Source organism: Massilia sp. Mn16-1_5, from assembly GCF_004798585.1.
Taxonomy (GTDB): Bacteria; Pseudomonadota; Gammaproteobacteria; order Burkholderiales; family Burkholderiaceae_D; genus Telluria.
The window spans coordinates 1-17381 of record NZ_PPXQ01000005.1 but is presented as its reverse complement, the minus strand read 5'-3'; the positions used below and the strand labels follow the sequence as shown (position 1 = coordinate 17381).

Annotated in this window: 13 protein-coding genes; 8 read left to right on the top strand and 5 right to left on the bottom strand. The window is 66.5% G+C overall.

Going from position 1 to position 17381, the window contains the following annotated elements; all coding sequences use genetic code 11:
• Nucleotides 1-111 precede the first annotated feature (111 nt).
• Both C2862_RS06940 and C2862_RS06935 read right to left on the bottom strand, forming a co-directional pair.
• Nucleotides 112-1377: a nitronate monooxygenase gene (locus C2862_RS06940; protein ID WP_136219397.1), complete on the bottom strand. Its 1266-nt coding sequence runs from the start codon at nucleotides 1375-1377 to the stop codon at nucleotides 112-114.
• A 131-nt stretch (nucleotides 1378-1508) separates the two neighbouring features.
• Complete coding sequence (locus tag C2862_RS06935; protein ID WP_136219396.1) at nucleotides 1509-1994, bottom strand: YajQ family cyclic di-GMP-binding protein; 486 nt, start codon at nucleotides 1992-1994, stop codon at nucleotides 1509-1511.
• A 141-nt stretch (nucleotides 1995-2135) separates the two neighbouring features.
• Between C2862_RS06935 and murB the strand changes: the two genes are divergently transcribed.
• The gene (murB, locus tag C2862_RS06930; RefSeq protein WP_136219395.1) at nucleotides 2136-3164 is read left to right on the top strand and encodes a UDP-N-acetylmuramate dehydrogenase; all 1029 of its coding nucleotides are present in this window, start codon (nucleotides 2136-2138) and stop codon (nucleotides 3162-3164) included.
• On the opposite strand, the gene C2862_RS06925 is transcribed toward murB, so the two are convergent.
• Nucleotides 3161-4150, bottom strand: a complete 990-nt coding sequence (locus C2862_RS06925; protein WP_136219394.1) for a diguanylate cyclase domain-containing protein — start codon at nucleotides 4148-4150, stop codon at nucleotides 3161-3163. The genes murB and C2862_RS06925 overlap by 4 nt on opposite strands.
• A 158-nt stretch (nucleotides 4151-4308) precedes the next feature.
• Between C2862_RS06925 and C2862_RS06920 the strand changes: the two genes are divergently transcribed.
• Nucleotides 4309-5019 (top strand): SDR family oxidoreductase, encoded by a 711-nt coding sequence (locus C2862_RS06920; protein WP_136219393.1) that lies wholly within the window; start codon nucleotides 4309-4311, stop codon nucleotides 5017-5019.
• 21 nt (nucleotides 5020-5040) lie between these two features.
• Here C2862_RS06920 and C2862_RS06915 read toward each other — a convergent pair whose 3' ends face one another.
• Nucleotides 5041-5292: a hypothetical protein gene (locus tag C2862_RS06915; protein ID WP_136219392.1), complete on the bottom strand. Its 252-nt coding sequence runs from the start codon at nucleotides 5290-5292 to the stop codon at nucleotides 5041-5043.
• 61 nt (nucleotides 5293-5353) lie between these two features.
• Nucleotides 5354-6373, bottom strand: coding sequence for an FKBP-type peptidyl-prolyl cis-trans isomerase (locus tag C2862_RS06910; RefSeq protein WP_229467325.1), 1020 nt, complete (start codon nucleotides 6371-6373; stop codon nucleotides 5354-5356).
• A 749-nt stretch (nucleotides 6374-7122) separates the two neighbouring features.
• Here C2862_RS06910 and C2862_RS06905 point away from each other — a divergent pair.
• From C2862_RS06905 to C2862_RS06880, 6 genes are all read left to right on the top strand, one after another.
• Nucleotides 7123-13530 carry a peroxidase family protein gene (locus C2862_RS06905; protein WP_136219391.1) on the top strand — a complete coding sequence of 2136 codons (6408 nt, stop codon included), beginning with the start codon at nucleotides 7123-7125 and terminating at the stop codon, nucleotides 13528-13530.
• Between the two features lie 120 nt (nucleotides 13531-13650).
• Nucleotides 13651-13902, top strand: a complete 252-nt coding sequence (locus C2862_RS06900) for a hypothetical protein (protein ID WP_136219390.1) — start codon at nucleotides 13651-13653, stop codon at nucleotides 13900-13902.
• Between the two features lie 23 nt (nucleotides 13903-13925).
• Nucleotides 13926-15611 (top strand): type I secretion system permease/ATPase, encoded by a 1686-nt coding sequence (locus C2862_RS06895; RefSeq protein ID WP_168710020.1) that lies wholly within the window; start codon nucleotides 13926-13928, stop codon nucleotides 15609-15611.
• 12 nt (nucleotides 15612-15623) lie between these two features.
• Entirely contained in the window at nucleotides 15624-16961 is a 1338-nt protein-coding gene (locus C2862_RS06890) for an HlyD family type I secretion periplasmic adaptor subunit (protein WP_136219388.1), read from the top strand.
• A 13-nt stretch (nucleotides 16962-16974) separates the two neighbouring features.
• Nucleotides 16975-17187 (top strand): hypothetical protein, encoded by a 213-nt coding sequence (locus C2862_RS06885; protein WP_136219387.1) that lies wholly within the window; start codon nucleotides 16975-16977, stop codon nucleotides 17185-17187.
• The coding region (locus C2862_RS06880) for a hypothetical protein (RefSeq protein WP_210735918.1) at nucleotides 17184-17381 on the top strand (198 nt) is incomplete at its 3' end. The genes C2862_RS06885 and C2862_RS06880, both read left to right, overlap by 4 nt.

The window sequence follows — 17381 nt, the reverse complement described above, 5'->3', positions numbered from 1 at the left end:
AGCGTACACCTGTTCCCCATGCCGTGTCGCGGTTGTTCCAAAACAAAAAAAAAGCCACGCATGCAGCGTGGCTCTCCGCAGTGAAACCGGGCGATCCGGCGAGGGCAGGGCTCAGGCCGCTGCGCTCTCCTGCTTTTCCGGCAGCGCGATCTGGTTGTCGACGCTGAACTGGTAATCCTTGAACACGTGCTCGGCGCTCAGGATCTGGTAGTCGCCATTGGCCAGCTTGTGCGTGGTGTCCTTCAGGCGGTAGGTGTAATGGCCGCAGGTCCAGCAATTGTAGTTGCGCATGTGCGTGCACAGGCAGGTCTTGTCCATCACCGGCGGATTCTTGACGTCCGGATTGGCCAGCACTTCGCGGTTGTACGAATTGATGTAGGCACAGTTACCGGTCGCATCCAGCAGGTAGCCATAGGATTCGCAGCCCGGACGGATGCCGGAACCGATCGCCGGCGTGCTCTTCAGCATACGCATCGGATAGCCGGTCGGCGAGATGCCGTTGACGATGATGTCCTCTTCGCTGGCGCGGAAGTATTCCTGCTTGACGCTGTCGGGCATGCCGCATTCGTGGGTGACGGTGAAGCGGGTCGCCACCTGCACGCCGCCCACGCCCTTTTCCAGGAAGGCGACTGCGTCGGAGCCGGTGAACACGCCGCCGGCCGCGATCAGCGGGATGTCGATGTTTTCCGCGCGCATGTAGGCGAGGATCTCGTCGATGATCGTGTGCAGGTCGTAGTTCTTCCAGTCGAAGCCGAAGCCGAGGTGGCCGCCGGCCAGGGGACCTTCGACGATGATGAAATCGGGCGGGCGGTTCAGCTTGGCGACCTTGCGCAGGAACAGCTGCAGGGCGCGTACCGAGGACACGATGATGCCCAGCTTGGCTTCGCGGAAGCGCGGGTGATCCTTGATCAGCTCGAAGGAACCGAGGTGCAGGCCGGCCGACATGGTGATGCCGTCGATGCCGGCATCCAGGGCCGAGGCCAGGCGCGTGCGCAGGGTTTCCTTGGGCGCGTTCATGGTCAGCTTTTCCATGCAGTTCACGAAAATCAGGCCGTCGCCCTTTTTCGCCGCCATGGTCGCGCCCACGTGCAGGCGCGTCGCTTCGGCCAGGCGCTCGAGGTCGAACTGCACCACCGCCTTGTCCATGTTGTTGATGTTGAACTTGTAGAGCTTGGTCTTGTCTTTCACGAAGGTGGTGTCGAACTTGCGGTCCGAGACGTCCTGCACCATCGCGTCCGAGATGTGGCCGATGCCGCCCAGGCGCGCCGCTTCCAGCGCCAGTTCGGAGGTCGAAATGTCCACGCCCATTCCGCCGATCATGATGGGCACATATTCCTTGTTGCCCAGACGCAGGCGGAAATCATCAACACGTTTCATTGCTATCCTTAGACTACGTTGCTCTTGCTCACCAGCCCGGGCCGGGCGAGCGAGTGTGTGCAGCCTCGATTCTACCCCAAGCAAAAATGGGGTAGCGCGAGGCGTGCGGCCTTATGCAGGGAGGGAGGCGCTTAATCGCGGAAGTTATTGAACGCGAGCGGCAAGTCCTGGATGTCCTTGCGCAGCAGGGCCATCGCCGCCTGCAGGTCGTCGCGCTTGGCGCCGGTAACGCGCACGGTTTCGCCCTGGATGCTGGCCTGCACCTTCATCTTGCTTTCCTTGATCGCCTTGGTGATCTTCTTGGCGTCTTCGGTCTCGATGCCGTTGCGCACCTTGATCAGCTGCTTGACCTTGTCGCCGCCGATCTTCTCGACCTTTTCTTCGTCGAGGAAGCGAACGTCGACCTTACGCTTGGTCATCTTGTTGACGAGCACGTCCTTGACTTGATTCAGCTGGAAGTCGGAATCGGCGAACAGTGTCAATTCCTTCTCCTTCTGCTCGACCTTGGCCGAGCTGCCCTTGAAGTCGAAGCGGGTCGTGATTTCCTTGTTCGACTGCTCGACGGCGTTCTTCACTTCAACCATGTCTGCTTCGCAGACCACGTCAAACGATGGCATGGCGTTATTCCTTTAGATTGCATTATTTATGAGTGGCAGTATTTTAACGGACTGGCCCGAATAGAACGACCGTTTCTTGCCGGATAGGCAGGGCTTGCTACTATAATCGACCGGTTTTCGCCCTCTACAATGCTACAGAACATGCCCGCCGAACTCCCGATCCAGCACGATGTCTCGCTGCAAGCCTTCAATACCTTCGGCCTGGCCGCCCGCGCCCGCCACTACCTGCGCGTCACCAGCGCCGACCAGCTCGGCCACCTGGCGGGCGACCCGCGTGTAGCCGGGCTACCGCGCTTCATCCTCGGCGGCGGCAGCAACGTGCTGCTCACACAAGACGTCGAGGCCCTGGTGCTGCACATGGCGATCGAGGGCCGCGACGTCCTTGGCGAGGAAGACGGCAGGATCCTGGTGCGCGCCGGCGCCGGCGAGAACTGGCATGCATTCGTCGACTATACGCTGGAGCAAGGCCTGGGCGGGCTGGAAAACCTGTCCCTGATCCCCGGCACCGTGGGCGCGGCGCCGATCCAGAATATCGGGGCGTATGGCCTGGAGATCAAGGATGTGTTCCACTCGCTGACGGTGTTCGACCTGGAAAGCGGCGAACGCCGCACCCTGACGGGCCCGGACTGCCGCTTCGGCTACCGCGACAGCCTTTTCAAGCATCCGGAAGGGGTGGGCCTCGTGGTACTGGACGTCACTTTCGCCCTGCCGCGCGCCTGGCAGCCGAACCTGCGCTACGCCGAGCTGGCCCAGGCGGTCGAGGCCGCCGGCATGGCCGCGCCGACGCCGCGCCAGGTCAGCGACACCGTAATCGCGATCCGCCGCCGCAAGCTGCCCGATCCGGCCGAGATCGGCAATGCCGGCAGTTTCTTCAAGAATCCGGTCGTGCCTGACGCGCAATGCCGCGCATTGCTCGAACGTTTCCCGACCCTCGTGCACCACGCGCAAGCGGACGGGAGCGAAAAGCTGGCCGCGGGCTGGCTCGTCGATCAGTGCGGCTGGAAAGGCAAGAACCTGGGCGCGGCCGGCGTCTATCCGAAACAGGCGCTGGTGCTCGTCAACAATGGCGGGGCCACCGGGCAGGAGGTCATGGCGCTGGCGCGTGCGATCCAGCAGGACGTGCGGGCGCGTTTCGGGGTCGAGCTGGAGCCGGAACCGGTCTTCGTTTAAGCGCGGAAGGCCGCCACCCGGTTGCGCCCGCGCGACTTCGCCGCATGCACGGCTTCGGCGGCGCGCGCGAGCACGTCGTCGAACTCGCCGTTTTCCGAAGGCAGGGTCGAGGCCACGCCGACCGACATCGTCACGATGCGCCGCTCGGGAAGCGGATGCGACAGGGCCAGGCGTTCGAGCGCCGCACGGCAGGATTCGGCCACCTGCACCGCGCCGTCCAGGCCTGTATCCGGCAGCAGGATCGCGAACTGCTTGCCGTCGTAGCGGGCGGCGAGGTCGGAGGGGCGCTTCAATTGGCCGGTCAGCACGCCCGCCATCTTGCGCAGGCAGAGGTCGCCCGCTTCGCGTCCCAGACGGTGATTGAAATACCCGAAGCTGTCGACGTCGCAGACCAGCAGCGAGAGCGGCTGGCCGTTGCGGCGCGCGCGCTGCCATTCGCCTTGCGCGACCTGGTCGAAGCGGCGCCGGTTCGGGATGCCGGTCAGGCCGTCGACGCCGTCGATGCGGTCGAGTTCGGACTGGGCGCGCGCCAGCAGGGCCTGGGTTTCCAGCAGGCGGCGCAAGGCGTCGTCGCGTTCGAGCAGGGCGCGGCCGGCGGCGGCGTGGTAACGCAGGCGCGCCAGCAGCTCGGTCTGCGTCGGCAGTTCGGACAGATAGTCGCTGGCGCCCGCAGCAAAGGCGGCATCGCGGCCCGCATTTCCTCCATTCGGCGCCAGCACCACCAGCGGCACCCCGGCCAGCGCGGCGTGCGCGCGGCAGGCACGGATGAATTCGCTGCTGTCCTCGCTCCCGCCCAGCGCACGGACCAATACCGCCGGACGCAGGCTGGCCGCCTGCGCGAGTGCCTGGACGGCATCGGTCAGCACCAGTTCGAGATCGTCGGCACCCGCCAGCATCTCGCGCAGCGCGCTGGCGAACGGAGGCGCGCCGACCAGCAGGACGCGGGATGGACTGTTCAGTGATGCAAGGGCAGGTACGTTGGACATCGTGGCTCGGTGGGCGAACGGGTAAAGGGGCGGTTCATTTTACCCTGAGGCACTTACAAATTGTTGCATTTAACCCACTTTGGGTATCCGGAAACAACGGTCTGTGGCGCCGCCGCGTCTTCGGCTATGCTTGGGTTCTCATCCTGGAGGACATTTGCATGAAAGCCATCGTTACCGGTCATACGAAAGGCCTCGGCGCCGCCATCGCCGCCGAGCTGGTCAAACGCGGTATTCCCGTGCTGGGCCTGGCGCGCAGCCGGTCCGGCGTCGCCTCGGAGCTGCTCACCGAAGTCGAAGTCGACCTGTCCGACGGCGCGGCGCTGGCCGCTTTCGTGCAGGGCGACACGCTGGCGCGCTGGCTGCGCGACGAAGGTGCCACGCTGCTGGTCAATAATGCCGGTGTCGTCTCGCCGGTGGGGCCGTTGGCCGAACAGGATCCGCTGGCCGCACTGCGCGCCGCGACCCTGAACGTGGCGGCGCCGCTGGCGCTGGCGGCAGGCGTGGTGCGCGCCAGCCGCGGCGAGCGTCGCATCCTGCACGTCTCCAGCGGCGCCGGCCGTAACGCCTATCCCGGCTGGAGCGTCTACTGCGCCACCAAGGCCGCGCTTGACCGCCACGCCGAGGCGGTGCTGCTCGACGGCGATGCCTCGGTGCGCTGCTGCAGCCTGGCGCCGGGCGTGATCGATACCGGCATGCAGGCCGAGATCCGCGCCACGCCGGAAGCGAATTTTCCGATGAAGGAGCGTTTCGTGCAGATGAAGCAGGAAGGGGGGCTGGCGTCGCCCCAGGACTGTGCCGGCAAGCTGGTCGATTTCCTGCTGGCGCCGGGCTTCGGCAAGCAGGCGGTCGCCGACCTGCGCGATGCCTGAGGCCTGTCCCGGCGCCGCCGTTTAAGGTTCCGTATCGGGAAACAGCACCGGCAGGACCGTCCCGCTGCGGCGCCGCGGCGTGGTCGAGCGCTGCGTCGCCAGGCCATCGAGCACACGCTGCGCCAGCGCGGGAGCAACCCCGGTTTCGCGCAGGAAGGCGGCGGCCACCCCGGCGCCCAGGTTGAGCCGGTAGGCGATGGCGACATCGATCAAGGCGCCCAGCACCGGATCGGCGCGCCGCTCCCCACGGCGTTCGGTGAACGCAGTATCCACATGACTCCCCATGATCTGTCCGCCCGCGGCCGGTGCGTCCGGCCGCGGCGCGCCGGCTGGCCTATTGCACGCTGATGAGCTCGACCTCGAAGAGGAGGGGAGCGTCAGGTGGAATCGAGGTGCCGCTGCCGCTGCGGCCGTAGGCCAGCGAGGCAGGAATGATCAGGGTGCGCTTGCCGCCGGCACGCATGCCGAGCAGGCCCTGGTCCCAGCCGGCGATCACCTGGCCGGCGCCGAGCCGGAAGCTGAAAGGAGTCTTGCCGACCGACGTGTCGAACTGCGTGCCCTTGAAGGCGGCTTTGGACGCATCGTACAGCCAGCCGGTGTAGTTCACCGTCAGCGTGCGGCCTGAGGTCGCGAGCGCGCCGTTGCCCTCGAGGGTATCGATACGCTGGAAGGCCGGCCCCTGGACCTGCACCGTGGTCGCGCGCTCCTTCGTGTAGCGGGCGTCGGCGACATAGCCACCGCCGGAGGGCGACAGCAGCAGCAGGTCGCCCTTGTCCAGGTAGAGTGCGCCCGGCCCGGTGGCCGCCGGCTGGGTGCCGGCGTCGGCGGTACATACCGCGCCGTCGGGATAGCCGATGCACCAGGACAGCACGCCGTTGGCGCCGGTCGTCGTCGTCACTGCCGAACCGCTGCGGCTGCGTGTATAGGCCGGGATCGAAATCGTCACCAGGTCGAGCGGCACTTGCGTTACCGCGGTGCCCTGCGCCAGCAGTGCGGCCGCCGTCTTGCTGCTGTCGTAGGCGAAGGTGAAATCCGCGCTCAGGGTCTCGGAGGCGATCGCCGTACCGGCGCAGCCATCGGCTGCATAGAAATTGCGTACCAGGTTCAACTGGAGGGCATGCGCGCCGCCGCTGGTCATCGTCAGGGTCGCCGTGTCCTGGCTGCGGCCCGGGCAGGGGCCGTACCAGGTGCCTGCGTAGGCGGCCAGCGCCAGGGTCGCCGGTGCCGGAGTGGTCGGTGCCGGCGTCGCGCTGACAGGAGGCGCGCCGGTCGCCATGGCGACCGGCGCCGTTCCTCCGCCACCACCGCCACCGCCGCCGCAACCGCCCAAAGAAAGGCAGGCAACAGCCAGCAAGCCTGCACCCGAACTTGTCCGGCTCCAGCGCGGCCGGGAATGCGCATTATTTGTTTGCCCGTTCATGCAGTAAGAGGCATCCCGATTATCACGAAAAAGTGCGCGCATTATTGTCTCCCCAGTTATTCTAATTTCCGAAACTCAACAAGTTTTGGACAAAACTTTTACTTTCTGTTTTTTCTTAAACGCAATACCGAAAACGTATGCATATGACTTCCGATTCAAAAATGACGAAAACGCGCATTTCCGCATATTCTGCACACGCAAATTCGGAAAGCACAATTGGGTAAATATAACCAACGGGTCAATAAGAGCGGCATGCGGCCTGCATCACGCACCTACACCCGATCTTGCCTAAAATCATCTTGTCTGCGGGGCGTAGACGTCTCATTCGCAAAGTCTGCCTTTTTAATACGTCTTACGCGCTTGTAGGCGGTCTCTTACGCGCTATGCATAAATTCTGAGTGATAGTTATATTTTATGGAACAAAAATCTGCTGATGTGTTGTTTTTGTAACATGTAAAAATTTATGCGTTTTGCGTAAATTTTTTATGCTAGTTTAGTAAATACACCCATCTTCACTTCCGGTTACTTTTGCAAACTCCGGCATTATTGCCGTGACGAATCAAAAGTAAGGGCAGCGCTTTGCCTGTCGATTTTGGAGAGGATGTTCAAACATGCGTATCGGTGCCTTGCGCGTAGCGAGCGAATAAAGAAAACGTGGTCCAAACTATCTTAGGGGAAATTAAATGGCTACGAACTCGCAATACAACTTCAACGTCAACCTCGACGACCTGGCGTTTATTCTCAAGCAGATCAAGATCGCGGAAGACACGACCAATCCCGACGGTTCCATCGACGGCGCAGCGCTGCGCGAGATGATCGGCAGCCCGCTGCTGCCCTATGGGCTGCGTACGGTGGACGGGACCTGGAACAGCCTGCTTCCCGGCATGGAACGGATGGGCGCGGCGGACAACATCATGCCGCGCCTCGTGCCCGGGGTCTTCCGCGATGCGGAAGGCGTCCCGGCCAATTTCTTCGGTCCCGGCGTACCCGGCGTCGCCAGCAGCAGCTATGCCACCAGCACGCCGGGCAATATGGTGTTCGACTCGCAGCCGCGCATCATTTCCAACCTGATCGTCGACCAGACCGGGCGCAATCCGGCCGCGGTGGCCGCAGCCCAGGACCGCGCCGACATCGCGACCTTCCCGGGCTTCGACGAAGTCCACGTCTCGCCCGACGGCACCCTGCAGATCCCGAACCAGTCGCCCGACATCGGCCTGTCGCCGCCGTTCAACGGCATGATGGCGCTGTTCGGCCAGTTCTTCGACCATGGCCTCGACCTGATCAGCAAGGGCGGGGGCACCGTCTTCGTCCCGCTGCAGCCGGACGATCCGCTCTACGTGCCGGGCAGCCCCACCAACTTCATGGTGCTCAGCCGCGCCGTGAATTCACGCGGTCCCGGCCCCGACGGCGTCCTCGGCAATGCCGACGACGACCTGCGCGGGCACACCAACACCACGACACCTTTCGTCGACCAGAACCAGACCTATACCTCGCACCCTTCGCACCAGGTGTTCCTGCGCGAATACAAGATGATCGATGGCAAACCGCTCGCCACCGGGCGCCTGCTCGACGGCGAGCACGGTGCCGGCAACTGGGCCGAAGTGAAGGCGCAGGCGGCGCAACTGCTCGGCATCCAGCTGACCGATACCGACATCTTCAACGTGCCGCTGCTGGCGACCGACCGCTACGGCGAATTCCTGCGCGGGGCGAACGGCTTCGTGCAGATCGTCACCGCGCGCGGCCTGATCGAGGGCGACCCGACCGCCAACGGCGGCCTGGGCGTGGCGCTGCCGACCGACACCCTGCGTACCGGCCATGCCTTCCTCGACGATATCGCGCATACCGCGGTCCCGGGCACCTATGACCACGACCACGATCCGCGCACGCCGCAAGTGCAGCTGGTGCCGGACAGCGACGACGCCACCGGCCTCGCGGCCGGCCAGCAGCAGCCGGCCGGCACCTACGACGACGAGCTGCTCGACCGCCACTTCATCACCGGCGACGGCCGCGGCAACGAGAACATTGGCCTGACCGCCATCCACGAGATCTTCCATAACGAGCACAACCGCCTGGTCGAGGCCTACAAGCAGACCATCCTCGGCAGCGGCGACCTGGCCTTCGTCAACGAATGGCTGGCCAAGGACGTCACCGCCATCCCGACCAGCCAGGCCGACATCGCCGCCCTCCAGTGGGACGGCGAACGCCTGTTCCAGGCCGGCCGCTTCGCCACCGAGATGCAATACCAGCACCTGGTGTTCGAGGAATTCGCGCGCGCCGTGCAGCCCAGCATCGACCCCTTCGTGTTCTCCAACTCGGCCGACATCGATCCGGCCATCATGGAGGAGTTCGCCAACGTCGTGTACCGCTTCGGCCACTCGATGCTCGACGATACCGTGGCGCGCACCGACGCCAACGGCAATTCCGACGACATCGGCCTGATCGAAGCCTTCCTCAATCCGGTCGCCTTCGACAAGGACGGCGCCCTCGATTCGCACAAGGCGGTGGGCGAGATCGTGCGCGGCATGTCGCGCCAGGTCGGCCAGGAGATCGACGAGTTCGTCACCGACGCGCTGCGCAACAACCTGGTCGGCCTGCCGCTCGACCTGGCCACGCTGAACATCGCGCGTGCCCGTGAAACCGGCGCCCCCAGCTTCAACGAGGCGCGCGCCGCCTTCTACAAGATGACCGGCGACAGCCAGCTCAAGCCGTACACGAGCTGGGCCGACTTCGCGCCGCACATGAAGAACCCGGCCTCGATCATCAACTTCATCGCCGCCTACGGCCTGCACCCGAGCGTCGTCGCGGCGACCACGGTCGAAGCCAAGCGCGCCGCCGCCACGCTGCTGGTGATGGGCGACTTCGACCTGAACAAGGACGGCGAGATCAATGCCGATCCGGAACTGGTCGGCCCGACCTACCGGCTGGAGACCGCCCCAGGCGACCGCCTCGACTTCCTGAACGGCACCGGCACCTGGAAGGATGTCGAAACCGGTCTGAACAAGGTGGACTTCTGGATCGGCGGCCTGGCCGAGGCGAAGCTCGAATTCGGCGGCATGCTGGCGCCGACCTTCAACTACGTCTTCGAGTCGCAGCTGGAAAACCTGCAGAACGGCGATCGCTTCTACTACCTGAGCCGGACCCAGGGCCTGAACATGCTCAACGAGCTGGAAGGCAATTTGTTCTCGGCGATGGCGATGCGGAACACCGACATCGGCGACAAGGGCAGCACGACCCACCTGCCGGGCCTGATGTTCGCCACGCCCAGCTATACCCTCGAGATGGACCAGAGCAAGCAGCAGACCGGCATCGGCGTGGGCGGCCACGGCGACCCGGGCCGCCTGAACCCCGTACTGAACGCCTTTACCTCGCTCGTCACCCGCGTCGCGCCCGGCGCCGACGTCAACGGCGACGGCTACAAGGACGGCGGCCAGCTGATCTACGCCTACGACGGCCCCGACCACGTGGTGTTGGGCGGCACGCCCGGCAACGACATCATCAAGGGCGGGCGCGGCATGGACACCCTGTGGGGCGACGAGGGCGACGACATCCTCGACGGCGGCGACGAGGCCGACCAGGTCCATGGCGGCGACGGCGACGACATCATCACCGACCACGGCACCCCGGCCGGCGCAGCCGACTTCCTGCGCGGCGACAACGGCAACGACGTGATCAGCAATGGCGCCGGCAACGACATCGTGTTCGGCGGCGCCGGCCAGGACTTCTTCATCGTCGGCCCCGACTTCACCGAGGTGTTCGCCGGCGAGGGCAACGACTTCATCCTCGGCGGCAACGGTCCCGACGGCCTGATGGGCAACGAGGGCGACGACTGGATCGAGGGCGGCGAAGGCTTCGACAGCCTGTCCGGCGAGAACTCGCAGCTGTTCTTCAACAGCACCATCATCGGCCACGACGTCCTCAATGGGCAGGGCAACGACACCGACTACGACGGCGAGTCGGGCGACGACATCATGGTGCAGGGCACCGGCATCCAGCGCAACAACGGCATGCTCGGCTTCGACTGGGCCACCCACAAGGGCGATCCGGTGGCGGCCAATTCCGACCTCGGCATCCCGATCTTCGGCCAGCAGCAGCAATTCATCCTGCGCGACCGCTTCGACTCGGTCGAGGGCCTGTCGGGCTGGAAGTTCGACGACGTGCTGGTCGGGACCAACCTGCCGACCGGCGCCGCCGGCGGCGAGGGCGCGGGCGGCATCATCGGCGGCCCGACTACCGACAGCATGCTGCTGCAGAAGAACGTGGCGCTGATCAACGGCCTGCAGGAGCTGCTCGGCGTACCGGCCGTCGCCAATCCGGAGGCCGTGGTGTTCAACCCGCAGACGGGCGCCGACATCCTGATCGGCGGCGGCGGCAGCGACCGCATCACGGGCAAGGCCGGCAACGACCTGATCGACGGCGACGCCTGGCTCAACGTGCGCGTCAGCGTGCGTTCGAAAACCGATCCGAACGTCGAGATCCGCTCGGTCGAGAGCATCGCCGAACTGAAGGACGACATGCTCGCCGGCCGCATCAATCCGGGCCAGCTGCGCATCGTGCGCGAGATCCTGCAGTCGACCACCAAGAACACCGACATCGACCAGGCCATCTATTCGGACGTGCGCGCCAGCTACGACGTCACGCGCAACGCCGACGGCACCTGGACGGTGGCGCACGTGCGCGGCACCGCCACCGACGGCATCGACACCGTTCGCAACATCGAGGAACTGGTGTTCACGGACGACATCTTCAACCTGACGGGCGAGCCGCACATCGACGACATGTCGCCGACCGAGCGCCACCTGCTGACCGCGACGCCAGGCTCGGTGGCCGCCTTCAGCAACGTGCCCGAATCGGCCATCAGCTACCAGTGGCAGGCCCTGGTGAACGGCGTGTTCGTGAATATCGCCGGCGCCACCGGCGCGACCTTCATGCCGCAACAGGCGCAGGTCGGCCAGCAACTGCGCGTGGTCGCCAGCTTTGTCGACGCCACCGGCGTCAGCCGCGCGGTTCCCTCGGCCGCGACCAAGGGCGTGGGCGACCAGGTGATCGGCACCGCCAACAGCGAAACCCTGAACGGCACGGCCTTCGACGACGAGCTGATCGGCCTGGGCGGCAACGACATCCTGAACGGCGGCGCGGGTGCCGACGTCATGGATGGCGGCGCCGGTAACGACACCTACATGGTGGACGACCTGGGCGACATCGTCATCGAGGCCGCCAACGGCGGCACCGACACCACCCAGACCACGCTGGCGGCGCGCACCCTGGCCGCCAACCTGGAAAACCTTACCTTCGCCGGTACCGGCGACTTCGCCGGCACGGGTAACGCGCTGGCCAACACCATCACCGGCGGCAACGGCAACGACACCCTGGACGGCGCCGGCGGCAACGACCGCCTGGTGGGCGGCCTGGGCAACGACACCTACATCGTCAGCGAAACAGGCGACGTGGTGGTCGAGGTGATCTCGCAAGGCATCGACACGGTGCGCACCACGCTGGCCGCGCATACCCTGGCCAGCAACGTCGAGAACCTGGTGTACACCGGCACCGGCAACTTCACCGGCACCGGCAACGTCGACGCCAACAGCATCAGCGGCGGCGCCGGCAACGACATCCTCGACGGCGGCAGCGGCGGCAACGACAGCCTGTTCGGCAACGACGGCAACGACACGCTGCGCGGGCAGGGCGGCGACGACGTGCTGGATGGGGGCCTGGGCGACGATACCCTTGACGGCGGTTCCGGCAACGACACCATGCGCGGCGGCAGCGGCGACGACACCTATGTCGTCGGCGCGAGCGGCGACGTCGTCACGGAACTGGGCAACGAAGGGATCGACACCGTGCGCACCTCGCTCTCGTCCTACGTCCTGGGCGACGAGGTCGAAAACCTGACCTACACCGGGACGGTGTCCTTCACCGGTACCGGTAACGCCCTGAGCAACGTCATCACCGGGGGCAGCGCCGGCGATACGCTGAACGGCGGCGCCGGCGTCGACCGCATGGTCGGCGGTCGCGGCAGCGACACCTACGTCGTCGACGAGGCGCTCGACGCCGTGGTCGAGCTGGCCGGCGAGGGCACCGACACCGTGCGCACCACGCTCTCCAGCTATACGCTGGGCGCGAACCTGGAAAACCTGACCTTCATCGGTGCCGGACCCTTCATCGGCGAGGGCAATGCCCTGGTCAACACGATCATCGGCGGCACCGGCGACGATACGCTCGATGGCGGGCTCGGGGCCGACCGCCTGACCGGCGGCGCCGGCAACGACACCTACATCATCGACAACGCCGGCGATGTCATCACCGAGCTCACCGGCGGCAGCTCCGGCATCGACGTCGCACGGGTGAGTGCGGCCAGCTATACCCTCGGCTCGAACGTGGAAGAAATGGTGTACACCGGCACCGGCAATTTCACCGGCGTCGGCAACTCCAGCAACAACACGATCACCGGCGGCGACGGCAACGACAGCCTGAACGGCGGCACCGGCAGCGACCGCCTGATCGGGGGACTCGGCAACGATACCTATTTCGTCAACGTCAGCACCGACACCATCGTCGAGCTGGCAGGTGGCGGCATCGACACCGTCATGTCGACCTCGACCAGCTACGTGCTGAGCGCCGAAGTCGAAAACGCCACGCAGACCAGCGGCACCGCCAACCTGACCGGTAACGCGCTGGACAACTACCTGAAAGGAGGCATCGGCAACGACACGCTGCGTGGCATGGACGGCAACGACCGGCTCGAAGGCGGGGCCGGCAACGACTCGCTGCAGGGCGGCGCCGGCAACGACATCTTCGTGTTCGCGGCACCGGGCTTCGGCGCCGACACGATCGCCGGCGGCTTCGACTTCGACCCGGCGGGCGGCCAGGACCTGCTCGACATCTCGGGCCTGGGCATCACGGCGGCCACCTTCAGCAGCAGCGTCACCATCGCCGATCTCGGGGCCGACCTGCGGGTGACGATCGGCACCTCCGGTTCCTTCGTGATCCAGGGCGTGGGCGATCCGGCGTCGATCACCATCGACGACTTCCTGCTGCAGGGCCAGCTGGCACCGGCCAGCCTGGCGGCGCCGGGAGAGTTGCTGGCTTCCTGACACTGCATAAGGAGAGTACGACCAGTAGCAAGGCAGTACCGGCCGGGTGCCGACAGCATGGCGGCGCCCGGCTCATACAACACAACAACGAAGTCAAGAAATGAAATTAGGGAGAAAATCATGCACAGCACAAAGAAGTTCCTCACGGGTGCGCAACGGCTGCATGCCGCGCTCGTTGAAACCGATCCAGCCAGTCCCGACCTGATCCTCATCCGCGCGCCCGGCACCGGTTTGTTCCGCCTGCCGCGGCGACGCCTTTCCGCCGTGTCCGCGCCGCGCCCGGCACACGCCGGCGAGCCCCCTGCGCGTACCTGCACGCCATGCTGGCGCCGCCGCGGCGCCGCGTCGAACAAGCCAGCCTTGCCCGCCTGAACCCACTGCTCCAGGAGAATCACATGAAAACGATCTGGCGCGAGCTGCGGCCCCTGCTCGGGTATCTGGCCCTGTTTTCCTTCTGCGTCAACCTGCTCTACCTGGTGCCGGCATTGTTCATGCTCCAGGTATTCGACCGCGTGTTGACGACCAATAGCCGCGAGACCTTGCTGGTACTGATGGTTGGCACCGCGGTCGCGATGATCGTGCTGCTGCTGCTCGACTACGTGCGCCATAGCCTGCAGGGCGTGCTGGCGACCATCGTCGACGAGCGCCTGGCGCGCCCGCTGGTCGAAACCCTGGTCGAGCGCGCCGCGCGTACCCCGCATGCCGGCATCGGCGAAGGCATGCGCGACCTTGCGCAATTGAAGACCGTGCTGTCCTCGAACGCGCTGGCCGCGCTGCTCGATGCACCCTGGGCGCCGCTGTTCCTGGCGCTGATCTGGGGCTTTCATCCGGCGCTGGGCCTGGGGGCGCTGTTCTCGGTCGGACTGATGCTGGTGCTGGCCTGGCTGAACCACCGGATCAGCCGTGCCGCCATCGAAGGCCTGCAGACCGACGGACGGCGCGCCTCCAAATACGTCGAAAGCTCGCTGCGCAATGCCGAGGTGCTGCAGGCGCTGGGCATGACCGGCAAGCTGCTGAGCCGCTGGCGCGCGCTGCAGGACGAGGTGGCGGGCGCCCAGGCCAGCGCCGGACGCACTGGCGTCGTCTTCACCGCGCTGACCCGTTTCCTGCGCCAGGCGATCCAGATCGCGATGCTGGCGCTGGGCGCCTGGCTGGTGATCAGCCAGGAGGCATCGGCCGGCATCATGATCGCCACCACCGTGTTGCTCGGACGGGCCTTGCAGCCGGTCGAGCAGCTGGTCGGCAGCTGGCGCGCGCTGGCCGACGGCCGCGCCGCCCATGCCCGCCTGCGCACCCTGCTGGACGACGCCGGCGCAAGCGGCGAGCAGGTCGAGCTGCCTTGCCCGGAAGGGCGGCTGCAGGTCGAAGGCCTGTCCTACCGCGCGCCGGGCTCCGGCAAGCCGGTGCTCTACAACGTCGCGCTGCACCTGGAGCCGGGCGAGTCGCTGGCCGTGATCGGCGCCAGCGCCGCCGGCAAATCGACCCTGGCGCGGCTCCTGATCGGGGTCTGGGCGCCGGCCAGCGGCAGCGTGCGCCTGGACGGCAGCGACGTCGCCGTCTGGAAGCGGGAAGGGCTGGGGCAGTGGATCGGCTACGTGCCGCAGGACGTCGAGCTGTTCGACGGCACGGTCGCCGAGAACATCGCGCGTCTCGACACGGTCGATTCCGAACGCGTGATCCGCGCCGCCAAGCGCGCCAACGCCCACGAGATGATCGTCGAATTCGCCAACGGCTACGATACCCCGGTCGGCGAGAGCGGCCTGCGCCTGTCGCCCGGCCAGCGCCAGCGCATCGCCCTGGCGCGCGCGCTGTACGGCAATCCGCGCCTGGTGGTGCTGGACGAGCCGAACTCGAACCTCGACGGCGCCGGCGAAGTCGCGCTGGCCCAGGCCGTCAGCGGCCTGCGCGCCGACGGCGTCACGACCGTGATCATCACCCACCGTCCTTCGCTGGTGGCCCACGTCACCAAGATCCTGGTGCTGGAAGCGGGCCGCGTGAAGCGCTACGGCGCCGCCGGCGAAGTCATGAAAGAAATGCAGCGCCAGGCGCAGGCGGCCGTCGATACCGCCAGCGTGGCTTGAGGAGGAAACGAGATGGATACGACAATCGAATTCGTGCAGGCGGAACGCGCCATTACCCCGAGCGAAGAGCAGGGCCGGCGCCTGGGGCGCCTCGGCATGCGCATCTTCCTGCTGGCGCTGCTGCCGCTGGGCGCCTGGGTCTGCAGCGCGCCGCTGTCGATGGCGGTGGTGGCGCCGGCTTATGTGAAAGTGGACCTGAACCGGCGCCCGATCCAGCACCTGGAAGGCGGCATCGTGCGCCAGGTGCTGGTGCGCGACGGCCAGCGCGTGCGCGCCGGCGAACCGGTGCTGATGCTGGGCGACGTCGGCGTCGATGCCGACCGTAACCGCCTGGCCTACCGCGCCGTGGTCGAGCGGGCCGGCCTGGCGCGCCTGGAGGCCGAACAGCTGCGTGCCGGCGTCCTGCAGTTCCCGCAGGACCTGCGCGACGCGGCCGCGCGCGACCCGCGCGTGGCGCAGGCGCTGGCCAAGGAGGCCGGGCTGTTCGCCAGCCGCCGCACCTCGCTCGACAGCGAAGTGGCGCTGATGCGCGCCCAGCGCCAGCAGATCGGCAGCGAGGCCGAAGCCTTGCGCGCCCAGATCGCCAACATCGAGCGCTCGCTGACGCTGCAGCGCCAGGACCTGGAACTCAACCGCGGGCTGCAGCGCGACCAGTTCATCTCGGCCGCCAAGCTGTCCCAGCTCGAAGCCGCGGTGTCCGACTACGCGGCCAAGGTCGACGAGCGGCGCTCGGAACTGGCGCGCGCCGCCCAGCGCATCGCCGACACCGACCTGCGCATCCGCACGCTGCAGAACGCCTACGTGCAGACCGCGAGCGACGAAGTGAAGGCGACGCTGGCGCGCCTGACCGACATCGACCAGGAAATGCGCAAGACCGACGATGCCGCCAGCCGCCAGGTGGTGGTGGCGCCGGCGGGCGGCGAGATCATCGACCTGAAATTCACCTCGCCCGGCGCCGTCGTGCGTCCGGGCGACTCGATCGCCGAGATCGTGCCCTCGGATGCGCGCCTGATGCTCGAAGCCCACATCCGGCCCGAGGAGATCAACCACGTCCATCTGCGCCAGAAGGCGCGCATCAAGTTCACCGCATTGAAATTCCGCGGTGCGCCGATGGTCGACGGCGAGGTGACCTATATCTCGGCCGACCGCCTGGTCGACAAGGCCACCGGCCAGTCCTACTTCAACGTGCTGATCGCGGCCGACGACAAGTCGCTGCAGGCGCGCCACGAGCTCACGCTGCAGGCGGGCATGTCGGCCGAGGTCTACATCGACGGCAGCACCCAGACGCCGCTGCAGTACCTGGTCGAGCCGGTGATGTCGACCTTCCGCAAGGCGGGACGCCAGCTGTAAGACGGGCAGGGCGATGAACCAGCGGCGGCCAGGGATCGAGATGCGGCGCTACGCCATCGTCAACGCGGTGCTGGCGGCCGCGGCGGCGCTGGTGCTGGCGCTGCACGACGATCCGGCGGCGCCCGCCGAGCATATTGCCACACCGCCTGCCTCGGCGGCGCGCACGGACGCGCCGCCGCCACGCAGATCCATCCTATTTATGTTGAAGCACTGGAGTACATCATGAAACCCGACGAAGGAAACCAAGACGACACACGCATCCGCACCCGGCGCAGGCTGGCCGGCGCTTCGATCGTGGCGGCCGGCGCTGCCGCGTTTGCCGCTGAAACCAGGCTGGGCCTGTTCGACGCGGCGCCCGCCGCTTCGGCCGGCGGCAGCCCGGCCTTGCCCGCCGCCGCCTCCGGCGGCGCTGCCACGGCC

Excerpts from the sequence above, each read along its gene's own strand:
- C2862_RS06935 (WP_136219396.1), bottom strand. The coding sequence starts at position 1,994 with ATGCCATCGTTTGACGTGGTCTGCGAAGCAGACATGGTTGAAGTGAAG.
- C2862_RS06895 (WP_168710020.1), top strand. The coding sequence starts at position 13,926 with ATGAAAACGATCTGGCGCGAGCTGCGGCCCCTGCTCGGGTATCTGGCC.
- C2862_RS06920 (WP_136219393.1), top strand. The coding sequence starts at position 4,309 with ATGAAAGCCATCGTTACCGGTCATACGAAAGGCCTCGGCGCCGCCATC.
- C2862_RS06890 (WP_136219388.1), top strand. The coding sequence starts at position 15,624 with ATGGATACGACAATCGAATTCGTGCAGGCGGAACGCGCCATTACCCCG.
- C2862_RS06925 (WP_136219394.1), bottom strand. The coding sequence starts at position 4,150 with ATGTCCAACGTACCTGCCCTTGCATCACTGAACAGTCCATCCCGCGTC.
- murB (WP_136219395.1), top strand. The coding sequence starts at position 2,136 with ATGCCCGCCGAACTCCCGATCCAGCACGATGTCTCGCTGCAAGCCTTC.
- C2862_RS06905 (WP_136219391.1), top strand. The coding sequence starts at position 7,123 with ATGGCTACGAACTCGCAATACAACTTCAACGTCAACCTCGACGACCTG.
- C2862_RS06885 (WP_136219387.1), top strand. The coding sequence starts at position 16,975 with ATGAACCAGCGGCGGCCAGGGATCGAGATGCGGCGCTACGCCATCGTC.
- C2862_RS06900 (WP_136219390.1), top strand. The coding sequence starts at position 13,651 with ATGCACAGCACAAAGAAGTTCCTCACGGGTGCGCAACGGCTGCATGCC.
- C2862_RS06940 (WP_136219397.1), bottom strand. The coding sequence starts at position 1,377 with ATGAAACGTGTTGATGATTTCCGCCTGCGTCTGGGCAACAAGGAATAT.